Here is a 13,895-nt window from a genome sequence, read left to right on the forward strand (position 1 = left end):
CCACCCGAACAGGGGGTCGGGGTTGCCCGCCGCACTACGCCCGGGTAATGGACATTAGACTCAAGCGGGGCGTACGCCCTCCGGGCCCATGCGGGCGCGAGAACTTGGACGAGGAGGAACGGGTGGCCCTGCTGACCCGCATTCGGGGACCGCGCGATCTCGATCGACTCACGCCCGCGCAGCTCGCGGAGCTCGCCGAGGAGATCCGCGGCTTCCTGGTGGAGGAGGTCTCCAAGACCGGTGGCCACCTCGGGCCCAACCTCGGCGTGGTCGAACTGACCATCGCCATGCACCGGGTGTTCGACTCCCCGCGCGACCGGATCCTGTTCGACACCGGCCACCAGAGCTACGTCCACAAGCTGCTGACCGGCCGTCAGGACTTCTCCCGGCTCAAGATGAAGGGCGGCCTGTCCGGCTACCCCTCGCGCGCCGAGTCCGAGCACGACGTGATCGAGAACTCGCACGCCTCGACCGTCCTCGGCTACGCCGACGGCCTCGCCAAGGCCAACAAGATCCAGGGCCACAAGGACCGCCCCGTGGTCGCCGTGATCGGCGACGGCGCGCTCACCGGCGGCATGGCCTGGGAGGCGCTGAACAACATCGCCGACAGCCAGGACCTGCCGATCGTCATCGTCGTCAACGACAACGAGCGGTCCTACTCGCCGACCATCGGCGGCCTCGCCAACCACCTCGCCACCCTGCGCACCACCCAGGGCTACGAGCGCTTCCTGTCCTGGGGCAAGGACGCGCTGCAGCGCACCCCCGTGGTCGGCCAGGCGATGTTCGACACCCTGCACGGCGCCAAGAAGGGCCTGAAGGACTTCATCGCCCCGCAGGGCATGTTCGAGGACCTCGGCCTGAAGTACCTCGGCCCCATCGACGGCCACGACCTGCAGGCGCTGGAGTCCGCGTTCACCAAGGCCCGCAACTTCGGCGGCCCGGTCATCGTGCACTGCATCACCGAGAAGGGCCGCGGCTACCACGCCGCCGAGAACAACGACGAGGACCGCTTCCACGCGGTCGGCGTCATCCACCCCGACACCGGCCTGCCGGTCAAGACCGCCGGCAAGGACTGGACGTCGGTGTTCGGCGAGGAGATGGTCGCGCTCGGCCGCGAGCGCCGCGACCTGGTCGCCATCACCGCCGCCATGCTGCACCCGGTCGGCCTGGCGCCGTTCGCCAAGGCGTACCCGGACCGGATCTTCGACGTCGGCATCGCCGAGCAGCACGCCGCGGTGTGCGCCGCCGGCCTCGCCACCAACGGCCTGCACCCGGTGGTCGCGGTCTACGCGACGTTCCTGAACCGGGCGTTCGACCAGGTGCTGATGGACGTCGCGCTGCACAGGCTGGGCGTCACCTTCGTGCTCGACCGGGCCGGCGTCACCGGCACCGACGGTGCCTCCCACAACGGCATGTGGGACATGTCGATCCTCCAGGTCGTCCCCGGCCTGCGGCTCGCCGCCCCGCGCGACGCCGAGCAGGTCCGGCTCCAGCTGCGCGAGGCCGTCGAGGTCGCCGACGCGCCCACCGTGGTCCGCTACTCCAAGGGCAACGTCGGCCCGGCCGTCCCCGCCGTCGGCACCGTCGGCGGCATGGACGTGCTGCGCCGCCCCGAGGACGGCTCCGCCGACGAGGCCGCGGACGTGCTGATCGTCTCGATCGGCGCGATGGCCCCGCTCTGCCTGGAGGCCGCCGAGCTGCTCGCCGCCCAGGGCATCACCAGCACCGTGGTCGACCCGCGCTGGGTCAAGCCGGTCGACGCCGCGCTGCCGGGCCTGGCCGCCCAGCACCGCCTGGTCGTCACCGTCGAGGACAACGGCCGGGCCGGCGGCGTCGGTGCGGCGATCGCGCAGGCGCTGCGCGACGCCGACGTGGACGTGCCGCTGCGCGACTTCGGCATCCCGCAGGAGTTCCTCGACCACGCCTCGCGCGGCGAGATCCTGGAGGAGATCGGGCTGACCGCCCCGGCGATCGCCAAGAAGATCGAAGCCCTGGTCAGCACCCGCTCCTTCGCCCGGAGCTGACCGCCCGGAATCCCCCGAGCGCACCGTCACCGGACCGCCCTTCGGCCCAGTGACGGTGCGCTTATTGTCGGACTGTCGCACTCATTCGTGGACTGTCACTGACTACGCCGTCCACGCCCGGTAGGTTGTCACCCGTGTCCCACACCCTCACGAGCAGCCCGCGTACCCTCGCCGAGCGCCTCCCAGAGCGCGTCCGCACCGGGTACTGGACCAGACTGGTCCCGCTGCTCGCGGTCGTGGCCACGCTGACCCACCTGCCGTCCTTCCTGCGCCCCGTGTGGAGCCCCGACGAGGGCTACCTCGCCACCCAGGCCCGGATGCTCGCCGACGGCGGCGTCCTCTACGACACCGTCGTCGACCGCAAACCCCCGCTGCTGCCCTGGCTCTACGAAGCCTGCTTCGCGCTCTTCGGCTCCGCCTCGCTCTGGCCGCTGCGCACCCTCGCGATCGTCGCCCACCTCGCCACCGCGATCCTGCTCGCCTCGCTCGCCCGCGGCCGCTGGGGCGACCGGGCCGGACGCTACGCCGGCGTCCTCTACCTGCTGGTCTCCATCGGGCTGTCGCCCGAGGACACCCAGGCCGCCACCTTCGAAGTCTTCATGCTGCCCGCCATGGTCGCCGCCTTCCGCTACGCGGAGCGCCGGCGCTGGCTGGCCGCCGGCATCGCGGTCGCGCTCTGCTCGCTCACCAAGCAGACCGGCGGCGCCGTCCTGCTCCCCGTGCTGTGGATGCTCCTCCAGGACAGCCGCCGCCGCGGCGTCCGCTGGCCCCCCGCACTCGCCAAGATCGGCTTCGGGTTCGCCCTGCCGATAGCGCTGGTCGCCGTCATCCTCACCAAGCCCAAGGGCTTCCTGTTCTGGGTCGTCACCGGCTCCGGCGACTACGCCGGGCTCGGCTCCAACTGGCCCCAGATGCTCGGCCGCGCCCTCGGCAACTCCGCCATCCTGATGAGCGCCGGCCTGGCCTTCCTGCTGCCCGCCGCGCACCGCCTGTGGCTGCGCCACCGCCGACGACCCGTCCCCGCCCGCGGCCGCGAGCACGGATCCACCGTCGACCTCTGGATGTGGCTCGCCTCCTCCGTGATCGCCGTCTCCGTCGGCTTCCACTTCTTCGGCCACTACTACCTCCAGCTGATGCCGCCGCTGGTCCTGCTCGGCGTCGGCGCCGTCGCCACCTCCGCGATCTCCTGGCGGCCCGTCCTGGTCTACACCGCCGTCGCCAGCAGCTTCTTCCTCGGCCTCGCCGTGTTCTGGCCCGGCCAGCGCCTCACCCAGACCACCGAGGTCGCCACCGCCGTCGCCGCCCAGACCACCCCCAAGGACAAGCTGCTGGTCTGGGGCATGCACCCCGAGGTCTACTGGCTCGCCGACCGGCGCCCCGCCACCCGCTACCTCACCGCCGGCTTCCTCACCAACTTCAGCGGCGGCAAGGGCACCGAGAAGGTCGGCGAGCAGTACTCCGTCGACGAGGCCTGGCAGACGTTCGACAACGAGATCTCCACCAACGGCTTCCCCGAGGTGGTCGTCGACGACTCCGGCACCGCCCCCTACCAGCCCGACCTGGTCCCCCGCATCGCCACCCTCCTCTCCACCCACTACGAGGTCGTCGGCGTCACCGGAGACACCGTCATCTACCGCCTCAAGAAGTAGGACCGCCGACGATGGGCTACTACCTGGAGGCCGTGGTCGCGGCCGAGACGCTGCTCCGGGCCACCGCGACCGGCCTCCCCGGCACCCGCGTCGTCCCGCTGGCCCAGGGCCTCGCGCTGCTCCCGATGAGCGACGACCTGGACGAGGCGGTCCGGGACGGCGCCCCCGGCCTGGCCCCGTTCCGGATGCTCCCGGGCGGCTTCGACCGCACCCTCGCCGCCTGGTCCGCGACCGGTCCCGTCGCGTACGTCGAGGCCGACATCTTCGGCGGCACCGGCGACCAGTCCGTCGCCGTCTGGGACCGCGGCGCCCTCGCCCTCGGCCCGCTGACCGCCTCGACCGGCAGCCCGATCTCGCTGGCCCTGCGCCACCTCGGAGCCCGCGCCGACGGCCGCCCCGACGAGTTCGACGCCGTCGGCCTCGGCCGGCACCGCCGCACCGAGAGCTGGCTCAAGGACGCCTGAGCCCCGCCGCGAACCCCGCCACCGCGGCCACCAGCGGCCCCGGCCGGAACAGCGGATGCGGCGGCTCCGGGCACCCCGGCAGCTCCACCGCACCCGGAACCAGCGCCAGCAGCGCGTCCGCCGTCCACCGCCGGTGCACCGGGTTCTCCGGCACCGACGGCAGCACCCCCACCGGCATCCGAAGGCCCGTCAACTCCTCGTCGCGGACGCCGCGCAGCACCCCGCCGGCGAGCAGCGGCACCGCCTCGGCGGGCAGCCGCCCGTCCACCGGCGCGTCGCCCGCCGTCGCGGGCCAGCACAGCAGCAGCCCGCGCACCCGCCCGGGCCGTGCGAGGGCCAGCCGCACCGCCGCCGAGCAGCCGTTCGAGCCCGCCACCAGGACCACCGGCCGGTCCGGCAGCGCCGCCGCCAGGTGCTCCGCCTCCGCGTCCCAACTGCCCGCCCGCATCGCCCGGTCCGGCGCCGTCACCGCCAGCCCCTCGCCCCGCAGGCCGGCGGCCACCCCGGTCCGCCCCCAGAACCGCTCGCCGTCCATCCCGTCGTCCCACAACCCGCCGTGCACCAGCACCAGCACCGCGCCGTCCCCCTTCGGGCGAAAAGAACCGGCAGCATACAACGCCGAAGGGCGGCACCCCCGTCCCGAAGGAGGGGGATGCCGCCCGTCAGCGGTTCGTCAGGCGGGGACCGAAGCCAGGCCCGGGGCCAGGAACTTCTTGCCGTTGACGCGCTCGGAGACGCCCTCGCGGTCGAGGTACGGGGTGATGCCGCCGAGGTGGAACGGCCAGCCGGCGCCGGTGATCATGCACAGGTCGATGTCCTGCGCCTCGCCGACGACGCCCTCGTCGAGCATCAGGCCGATCTCCTGGGCGACGGCCTCCAGGGCGCGGGCGCGGACCTGGTCCTCCGTCAGGACGGAGTCGCCGAAGGTGAGGAGGGCGAGGACCTCGGGGTCGAGGACCTGGGCGCCGTCCTGCCAGATGTAGAAGCCGCGCTTGCCGGCCTTCACGACCTTGCCGAGGTTCTCGGAGACGGTGAACCGCTCCGGGAACGCGCCGTGCAGGGTCTCGGAGACGTGCAGGGCGATGGCCGGGCCGACCAGTTCGAGCAGGGCGATCGGCGACATCGGCAGGCCGAGCGGCTTCACCGCGGCCTCGACGGTCTCGAACGGGGTGCCCTCGTCGATGATGTTCTGGATCTCGCCCATGAAGCGGGTCAGGATGCGGTTGACCACGAACGCCGGGGCGTCCTTGGTGAGGACCGCGGTCTTCTTCAGCTTCTTGGCGACACCGAACGCGGTGGCCAGCGAGGCGTCGTCGGTCTTCTCGGCCCGGACGATCTCCAGCAGCGGGAGGATCGCGACCGGGTTGAAGAAGTGGAAGCCGACCACGCGCTCCGGGTGCTGGAGCTTGGAGGCCATCTCGGTGACCGACAGCGAGGAGGTGTTGGTGGCCAGGATGGTGGTCGGCGAGACCACCGCCTCCAGCTCCGCGAACACCTTCTGCTTGACGCCCATCTCCTCGAACACGGCCTCGATGACGAAGTCCGCGTCGCCGAACGCCACGGCCTTGTCGAGGTGGCCGGAGACCAGGCCCTTCAGCTTGTTGGCCTTGTCGCCGCCGATGCGGCCCTTCGCCAGCAGCTTGTCGATCTCGCCGTGGACGTAGCCCACGCCCTTGTCGATGCGCTCCTGGTCGATGTCGGTGAGCACCACCGGCACCTCCAGGCGGCGCGCGAACAGCAGCGCCAGCTGGGAGGCCATCAGACCGGCGCCGACGACACCGACCTTGGTGACCGGGCGGGCCAGCGACTTGTCCGGCGCGCCGAACGGCTTCTTCGCGCGGCGCTGCACCAGGTTGAAGGCGTACAGGCCGGCGCGCAGCTCACCGCTCATGATCAGGTCGGCCAGCGCCGCGTCCTCGGCGTCGAAGCCGGCCTGCAGGTCGCCGTCCTTGACCTGCTGGATGATGTCGAGCGCCTTGTACGCGGCCGGAGCGGCCCCGTGCACCTTGGCGTCGGCGACCCAGCGGCCCCACAGCACGGCGTCGTCCCACGCCTTGCCGCGGTCGAACTCCTCGCGCTCGACGACGACGTCGCCCTTGAGCACCTTGGCCGTCCACAGCAGCGACTGCTCCAGGAAGTCGGCCGGCTCGAAGATCGCGTCCGCGATGCCGAGCTCGAACACCTCCTTGCCCTTGAGCTGCTTGTTCTGGGCCATCGAGTTCTCGACGATGACCTTGACCGCCTTGGCCGGGCCGATCAGGTTCGGCAGCAGCGTGCAGCCGCCCCAGCCGGGGACCAGGCCGAGGAAGACCTCGGGCAGCGAGAACGCCGGGACGCCCGCGCTGACGGTCCGGTAGCTGCAGTGCAGGCCGACCTCGACGCCGCCGCCCATCGCCGCGCCGTTGTAGAACGCGAAGGAGGGGACGGGCAGCGCGGCGATCCGCTTGAAGACGTCGTGGCCGCCCTTGCCGATGGCCAGCGCGTCCGAGTGCTCCTTGAGCACCTCGACGCCCTTGAGGTCGGCGCCGACCGCGAAGATGAACGGCTTGCCGGTGATCGCGACGGCGACCACCTTGCCCTCGGCGGCCTCGGCCTCGACCTGGTCCAGCGCCTCGGACAGCTTGGCCAGCGAACCCGGGCCGAAGGTGGTCGGCTTGGTGTGGTCGAAGCCGTTGTCCAGGGTGATCAGCGCCAGCTTGCCGGCCTGCAGCGGCAGGTCCAGGTGGCGCACGTGCGCGGTGGTGACGACCTCGCCGGGGAACAGCTCGGCGGCGCGCTGCAGCATCTCAGTGGTGCTCATGGTCACTTACCACCCTCGAAGTGCGGGTTCTCCCAGATGACGGTCCCGCCCATGCCGAAGCCGATGCACATGGTGGTCAGGCCGTAGCGGACGTCCGGGCGCTGCTCGAAGCGGCGGGCCAGCTGGGTCATCAGGCGGACACCGGAGGAGGCCAGCGGGTGGCCGAACGCGATCGCGCCGCCGTACGGGTTGACCCGCTCGTCGTCGTCCGCGATGCCGTAGTGGTCCAGGAACGCCAGCACCTGGACGGCGAACGCCTCGTTGACCTCGAACGCGCCGATGTCGTCGATGGTCAGACCGGCCTTGGCCAGCGCCTTCTCGGTCGCCGGGACCGGGCCGATGCCCATCACCTCGGGCTCGACGCCCGCGAACGCGTAGCTCACCAGGCGCATCTTGACCGGCAGGCCCAGCTCGCGGGCCACGTCCTCGGCGGCCAGCAGCGAGGCGGTCGCACCGTCGTTCAGGCCGGCCGCGTTGCCCGCGGTGATGTTGCCGTGCGGACGGAACGGGGTCTTCAGGCCGGCCAGCGACTCCATGGTGGTGCCCGGGCGCATCGGCTCGTCCGTGGTCGCCAGGCCCCAGCCGGTCTCGCCGACCTCGGGGTTGGTGTTGCGGATCGCGATCGGCACCAGGTCCGGCTGGATGTCGCCGTTGGCGTACGCCTTCGCCGCCTTCTCCTGCGAGCGCACCGCGTACGCGTCGCAGCGCTCCTTGGTGAGGTGCGGGAAGCGGTCGTGCAGGTTCTCCGCGGTCATGCCCATGAACAGGGCGGACTCGTCGACCAGCTTCTCGGAGACGAACCGCGGGTTCGGGTCCACGCCCTCGCCCATCGGGTGCCGGCCCATGTGCTCCACGCCGCCGGCCACGACCACGTCGTACGCGCCGAAGGCGATGCCGCCCGCGGTGGTGGTGACGGCGGTCATCGCACCCGCGCACATCCGGTCGATCGCGTAGCCCGGAACGGACTTCGGCAGACCCGAGAGCAGCGCGGCGGTGCGGCCGATGGTCAGGCCCTGGTCGCCGATCTGGGTGGTCGCCGCGACGGCGACCTCGTCGATCCGCTCGACGGGCAGGTTCGGGTTGCGGCGCACGAGCTCGCGGATGCACTTGACGACCAGGTCGTCCGCCCGCGTCTCGTGGTACATGCCCTTCGGGCCGGCCTTGCCGAACGGGGTGCGGACGCCGTCGACGAAGACGACGTCCCTCGCGGTACGAGGCACGGGGGCTCTCCTCCCAGTGGGACGGGGTGAGCGCACACATGAGCGGCGCTGCTACGCGACCAATCTACCCACGAGTAACAACGGCGGGCAAGGAGGTGGAGAAGTGAGCGACGACGCACCGCAGGGGCGCGGTACACCGGGCGCACGTCGGCAAGGCCGCGATCACGGGCACGTCATGGCCCGCGCCGCGACCTTGCCGGCAGCTGCCGTCCGCTCCGTGCGGTCCGCCCCCGGCCCCGGCGGGCCGTGCGGCGCCCCACGCGCCCCGGGCGGTGTGCCCGGCCGCGTCCCGCTACCCCTGGGCCGTCCTGAACGCCTCCGCGAGGGCCGGCGCGACCAGCTCGGTCTGCCACTGGCGCGCGCCGAGCGCCTGCAGGGCGTCGGCGACGGCGGTGGCGTCCGGGTTGGCCGGGGGCTCCCAGGAGACGCGGCGGACCAGGTCGGGGGTGATCAGGTTCTCCGCCGGGAGGTGGTGCTGCTCGGCGAGGGCGGCGACCGCGGCGCGGGCGCCGGTGAGGCGGGCCGCGGCGACCGGGTCCTTCTCGGCCCAGGCGCGCGGCGGCGGCGGCCCGTCGTGCGGGGCGGTTGCGGAGGGCAGCGCGTTCTCGGGGATCTCGCGGGCGCGCTCGATCGCGGCCAGCCACTGGTCGAGCTGGCGCCGGTTGATCCGGGGCCCGAAGCCCTGGACGGCGATCAGCGCGGGGGCGTTCAGCGGCATCGCGAGGGCCGCGTTGACGATCGCGGTGTCGGCCAGCACCCGGCCGGGGGAGACGTCGCGTTCGCGGGCGATCCGGTCGCGGGTCTGCCAGAGCTCGCGGACCACGGCGAGCTGCCGGCGGCGGCGGACCTTGTGCAGCTGGGAGGTGCGCCGCCACGGGTCGACCCGGGGCGCGGGGCGGGGAGCGGCGGCGAGCGCGGCGAACTCCTGGTGGGCCCAGTCGAGCTTGCCCTGCCGGTCGAGTTCGGTCTCCAGCGCGTCGCGCAGGTCGACCAGCACCTCGACGTCGAGCGCGGCGTAGCGGAGCCAGGGCTCGGGCAGCGGGCGGGTGGACCAGTCGACGGCGGAGTGCTCCTTGGCGAGCGACAGGCCGAGGACGTTCTCGGTCATCGGGCCGAGGCCGACCCGGGGGAACCCGGCGAGCCGGCCGGCGAGTTCGGTGTCGAACAGCACGCCGGGGTGCATGCCGACGTCGAACAGGCAGGGCAGGTCCTGGGTGGCGGCGTGGACGACCCACTCGGTGTCGTGGATGGCCTCGTCCAGCGCGGACAGGTCGGGGCAGGCGATCGGGTCGATCAGTGCGGTGCCCGCGCCGTTGCGGCGCAGCTGGATCAGGTAGGCGCGCTGGCCGTAGCGGTAGCCGGAGGCGCGTTCGGCGTCGACGGCGACGGGGCCGCTGCCGTTGCGGAACGCCGCAATGGTGGCGGCGAGCGCCTCGGGGTCCGACACCACCGGTGGGAGTCCGTCCCGGGGTTCGAGGAGCGGAACCGGGGCGATCTCTTCTGGGATGGAGGCTACGGCGTCGGTCACCCCCCAAGGGTACGTCGTGTGCCGCCGCCGGGAGTGTTGTCCGACTGGTCGGACCATGTTCGGACCCGTGCCGGGCGGTGCCGGCGGCCCGGTGCGGAAGCCCTCGGTCCGGGGTGACGGGACGGCAGGGGCGAACGGGAACGGCCCGGAGGAAACGTTCCTCCGGGCCGCCACCAGGGACGATGCGGGTCAGTGGATGATGCCGGTGCGCAGCGCGACCGCCACCATCCCGGCCCGGTCGCCGGTGCCGAGCTTGCGGGCGATGCGGGCCAGGTGGCTCTTCACCGTCAGCGCCGACAGGCCCATGGCCACGCCGATCGCCTTGTTCGACTGGCCCTCCGCGACCAGCCGCAGCACCTCGACCTCGCGGCCGGACAGCTCGCGGTAGGCGGACGGCTGCGCGCCGGGCGCTCCCGGGGCGCCGGGCGCGGCGCCGGGCTGGCCGGGGGCACCGTGCAGGCCGGGGTGGTGGTGGCCGGGGATCCCGGGCCGGCGCATCCGCCCGGCCAGGCCGGCGCCGATCGGCAGTCCGGGACGGCCCGGCATCGGCATGGTGGTGCGCGTGCCGGTGACCACGTAGCCCTTGACGCCGCCGGCCAGCGCCGAGCGGACCGCGCCGATGTCGTCGGCGGCGGACAGGGCCAGGCCGTTCGGCCAGCCCGCGGCGCGGGTCTCGGCCAGGACGGTCAGGCCGGAGCCGTCGGGGAGGTGGACGTCGGCGATGCAGATGTCGCGCGGGTTGGAGATCCGGGGCCGTGCCTCGGCGATCGAGGAGACCTCGATGACGTCGCGGACGCCGAGGGCCCATAGGTGCCGGGTCACCGTGTTCCGAACCCGGGGATCGGCGATGACCACCATGGCGGTGGGCTTGGTCGGGCGGTAGGCGACCACGTTTGCGGGGTGCTCAAGAAGGACCGACACCTGGGGCCTCCTGCGGGGGAGTGGCGGACGGAACCCCGAGGGGGCGGTCGGAGTGTTCCGCGTCTGGAAAGGGTCACTGACACCTTCGGCATCAACCGTGACCGGCTTTAGCGGGTGATCACGATCTGGTGAGTAACAATACGGACAAATCGCGCAGATGACCGGTACGACGTGCCCGGAAATCGCACGGATTCGATCGTTTCCGGCGACTCGGCGATCACGAACGGGTGGTTAATTGACCGGGAGCGTCTACGAAGTCACACTCCGTCAGCCCTGCGGGTGGTCGCCGGACCGGAACGCGCGACTGTCCCCCCGGGGTGTCTGCGGGGCGCGCGGTGCGGACAGCAGTGCGAGCGGGCCGGCGGACGGCGAAGGGCCGCGGCGGTGAAGGGCCGCGGCGGTGCGGGGCGCGGCAGTGAAGGGTCGCGGCGGCGCTCAGTGCGAGTTGCGCGGCCGGCGGCGGGCCGGCATCGGCACCACGCCGCCGAGGCCGCCGGAGTCGGCGACCGGCAGCGCGGTCGGCGGCAGGCCCGCGCACACGCACAGCAGGTCGGCCCAGGCCGCCAGGTGCCGCTCGAAGCGGCGGTCGGCGGGCGTCCAGGAGGCGCGCAGCTCGATCTCGGTGGAGGCGCCGCGTTCGGCCAGCGCCCCGAAGTACTGCGAGTGGCACCTGGTCACCGTGCCGCTCGGCTCGGCGTAGCGGGCGCCGTGCGCCTGCAGCGCGTCCGTCAGCCAGGTCCAGCCGACCTCGGACAGCAGCGGGTCGCCGGCCATCTCCGGCTCCAGCTCGGCCCGGGTCATGGTGACCACCCGGAAGTCCCCGTTCCAGGGCTCCGGCGCGGCCGGGTCGTGCAGCAGCACCAGGGTGCCGTCGGCCAGCTCCTCGCCGTCCACCTCGACCGAGGCGGACAGCGCGAAGGTGTACGGGGCCAGCCGGCGGGGGGCGGGCTGCGGGGACAGCCGTACCTCGGGACGCAGCCGCGCCCCGGTCAGCGCCTCGACCGCGTCGCGGAACTCGATCGGCGCCGACTCCCTGCCCGTTCCTCCACCCTGTGCGGATTGCCCGCCGACCGCTGCCATGTCCGGAAGCCTAGGCGGCGCGGGCCCGCAATCCGAGCACTTTCGTTCCCCCGGCGTGCCGAAATTCCGGAAATCGGCCAGGCCGCGACCGGTGCGCGCCCCCCGGCTGTCCGAGGTGTCCGTTTTGCCTGGTGGGCGGCCGGGGCGGGAGCGGCCGCGTGCGAGGATGTGACGCGTGAGTGAGACCCCCGCAGCCCAGTCCGGTCAGCGGCCCCGCGGCGCCGCGTACGACTCCGTCTTCCTGCGCGCCGCCCGCAACGAGCCGGTGCCGCACACCCCCGTGTGGTTCATGCGGCAGGCCGGCCGCTCGCTGCCCGAGTACCTGAAGGTGCGCGAGGGCATCCCGATGCTCGACGCCTGCATGCGGCCGGAGCTGGTCAAGGAGATCACCCTGCAGCCGGTGCGCCGGCACAAGGTGGACGCGGCGATCTTCTTCTCCGACATCGTCGTCCCGCTCAAGGCGGTCGGCATCGACGTCGAGATCAAGGGCGGCGTCGGCCCGGTCATCGCCGACCCGATCCGCACCGGGGCAGACCTGCAGCGGCTGCGTCCGCTGGAGCCGGACGACATGCCGTACATCACCGAGGCGGTCGGCCTGCTGGTCGCCGAGCTCGGCGCCACCCCGCTGATCGGCTTCGCCGGCGCGCCGTTCACGCTGGCCAGCTACCTGGTCGAGGGCGGCCCCTCGAAGTCGTACGAGAACACCAAGGCGATGATGTACGGCGCGCCCGAGCTGTGGGCCGAGCTGGTCGACCGGCTCGCGCAGATCACCTCGGCGTTCCTGAAGATCCAGATCGAGGCGGGCGCCTCGGCGATCCAGCTGTTCGACTCCTGGGCCGGCGCGCTCGCGCCCGACGAGTACCGCCGCTCGGTGATGCCCGCCAGCGCCAAGGTGTTCGACGCGGTCGCGCCGTACGGGGTGCCGCGGATCCACTTCGGCGTCAACACCGGCGAACTGCTCGGCCTGATGGGCCAGGCCGGCGCGGACATCGTCGGCGTCGACTGGCGGGTCCCCCTGGACGAGGCCGCCAAGCGGGTCGGCCCCGGCAAGGGCCTGCAGGGCAACCTCGACCCGGCGGTGCTGTACGCCCCCACCCACGTGGTGGAGACCAAGGCCCGCGAGGTGCTGGACGCGGCCCGGGCGCTCGGCGGCAGCCACCACATCTTCAACCTCGGCCACGGCGTCATGCCGACCATGGACCCGGACGCGCTGACCCGCCTGGTCGCCTTCGTCCACGAGGCCAGCGCCCGCTGACGCGACGTCGGCACGGCCCGACCCGCCGCCCGGCCGGTCTCTCCGGCGGGCGGCGGGTCGGGCTTCCACCGGACGGGCGCCACGGCCGCACCGGTACCGGTGGAGGTCAGTCCTCCGTCGCGTCGTCGACCGGTGCGGCCGCCGGCGGCTGCCGGGGCGGCATCGGCAGGCCGCCCCAGGCCGGGGCGGGGGCCGGCGGACGGGGCCGGCGCGGGCGGCTGCGGCGGTGGCGGAGCAGCAGCCACGCCAGCGGGGCCAGCACCAGCAGGAACGGCGCCCCGGCCGCCAGCACCACCAGCAGGCCGCGCAGCACCGCGAGCAGGGCGTGCCAGCCGCCGGCCAGGGCCTTGCCGACGGACGCCCAGAAGCCGTCCTTGTGCTTCACCGCCGCGCCGGTGGGCCGCTGACTGTCCGTCAGCAGCTCCAGCGACACCGTGGACAGCGAGGTGCGGGCGGTCAACTCCTGCTGCTGGCGCTCCAGCGCCTCCAGGTCGGACTCGCGGCGGGTCAGTTCGCTCTCCAGCGACACCACTTCGGACAGCGTCTTCGCCTCCGCCATCAGCGCCCGGACCCGGTCCACGCTGGCCCGCATCGACTTCACCCGGCTGTCCACGTCCGCGATCTGCCCGGTCAGGTCGTCCGCCTGGCTGGTCAGGCCGAGTCGCTGGCCGAGGCCGCCGAGCGCGTCCAGGGTCCGCTGGTACGACTCGGACGGCACCTTCAGCGTCAGGGTGGCCTCCGCGCCGTCGCCCGCGCCGCGCCGGCTCTCGGCCGACACGTAGCCGCCGGCCTGCACCACCAGGTCGACGGCCTTGTCGCGGGCCGGCTCCAGGGCGTTCACCTTGACGGTCAGCCGCGCCTGGTAGGCGATCTGACGGCCCGTCTGCTGCCCGGCCGTCCCGGCCCCCGGCGAGGCCGCCGCGCCGCCCGACCCCGCGCCGCCCGCACCGGGGG

The 13,895-nt window shown here is 73.2% G+C and carries 11 protein-coding genes; 4 read left to right on the forward strand and 7 right to left on the reverse strand.

From position 1 onward, the window contains the following. Positions 1–122: 122 nt before the first annotated feature. The 3 genes from dxs to ACFV1L_RS34670 all read left to right on the forward strand — a co-directional run bounded on the left by dxs (position 123) and on the right by ACFV1L_RS34670 (position 4,137). On the forward strand, positions 123–2,024 hold the full coding sequence (dxs, locus tag ACFV1L_RS34660) for a 1-deoxy-D-xylulose-5-phosphate synthase (protein ID WP_380373840.1): 1,902 nt from the start codon (positions 123–125) through the stop codon (positions 2,022–2,024). 134 nt (positions 2,025–2,158) lie between these two features. Continuing rightward, entirely contained in the window at positions 2,159–3,673 is a 1,515-nt protein-coding gene (locus ACFV1L_RS34665; RefSeq protein ID WP_380373843.1) for an ArnT family glycosyltransferase, read from the forward strand. An 11-nt stretch (positions 3,674–3,684) separates the two neighbouring features. Then, positions 3,685–4,137, forward strand: coding sequence for a hypothetical protein (locus tag ACFV1L_RS34670; protein ID WP_380373846.1), 453 nt, complete (start codon positions 3,685–3,687; stop codon positions 4,135–4,137). Here the strand turns inward: ACFV1L_RS34670 and ACFV1L_RS34675 are convergent. From ACFV1L_RS34675 to ACFV1L_RS34700, 6 genes are all read right to left on the reverse strand, one after another. Next, a complete protein-coding gene (locus ACFV1L_RS34675; RefSeq protein WP_380373848.1) occupies positions 4,124–4,711 on the reverse strand; it encodes an alpha/beta fold hydrolase in 588 nt (195 codons plus the stop codon). The genes ACFV1L_RS34670 and ACFV1L_RS34675 overlap by 14 nt on opposite strands. 99 nt (positions 4,712–4,810) lie before the next feature. Further along, positions 4,811–6,937 (reverse strand): 3-hydroxyacyl-CoA dehydrogenase NAD-binding domain-containing protein, encoded by a 2,127-nt coding sequence (locus ACFV1L_RS34680; protein WP_380373851.1) that lies wholly within the window; start codon positions 6,935–6,937, stop codon positions 4,811–4,813. A 2-nt stretch (positions 6,938–6,939) separates the two neighbouring features. After that, positions 6,940–8,157 carry a thiolase family protein gene (locus ACFV1L_RS34685; RefSeq protein ID WP_380373854.1) on the reverse strand — a complete coding sequence of 406 codons (1,218 nt, stop codon included), beginning with the start codon at positions 8,155–8,157 and terminating at the stop codon, positions 6,940–6,942. 292 nt (positions 8,158–8,449) lie between these two features. Then, positions 8,450–9,685 carry an HRDC domain-containing protein gene (locus ACFV1L_RS34690; RefSeq protein ID WP_380373857.1) on the reverse strand — a complete coding sequence of 412 codons (1,236 nt, stop codon included), beginning with the start codon at positions 9,683–9,685 and terminating at the stop codon, positions 8,450–8,452. 189 nt (positions 9,686–9,874) lie between these two features. Then, the gene (locus ACFV1L_RS34695; protein ID WP_380373859.1) at positions 9,875–10,606 is read right to left on the reverse strand and encodes a LuxR C-terminal-related transcriptional regulator; all 732 of its coding nucleotides are present in this window, start codon (positions 10,604–10,606) and stop codon (positions 9,875–9,877) included. A 435-nt stretch (positions 10,607–11,041) separates the two neighbouring features. Continuing rightward, the gene (locus ACFV1L_RS34700; protein WP_380373862.1) at positions 11,042–11,686 is read right to left on the reverse strand and encodes a DUF3000 domain-containing protein; all 645 of its coding nucleotides are present in this window, start codon (positions 11,684–11,686) and stop codon (positions 11,042–11,044) included. A 175-nt stretch (positions 11,687–11,861) separates the two neighbouring features. Here ACFV1L_RS34700 and hemE point away from each other — a divergent pair, with 175 nt between their 5' ends. Beyond that, the gene (gene hemE / locus ACFV1L_RS34705; protein ID WP_380373865.1) at positions 11,862–12,941 is read left to right on the forward strand and encodes a uroporphyrinogen decarboxylase; all 1,080 of its coding nucleotides are present in this window, start codon (positions 11,862–11,864) and stop codon (positions 12,939–12,941) included. Positions 12,942–13,047: 106 nt separating this feature from the next. On the opposite strand, the gene ACFV1L_RS34710 is transcribed toward hemE, so the two are convergent. Continuing rightward, a partial coding sequence (locus tag ACFV1L_RS34710; RefSeq protein ID WP_380373867.1) for a DUF4349 domain-containing protein occupies positions 13,048–13,895 on the reverse strand: 848 nt, incomplete at its 5' end.

The organism is Kitasatospora sp. NPDC059646 (assembly GCF_042734615.1).
GTDB lineage: Bacteria > Actinomycetota > Actinomycetes > Streptomycetales > Streptomycetaceae > Kitasatospora.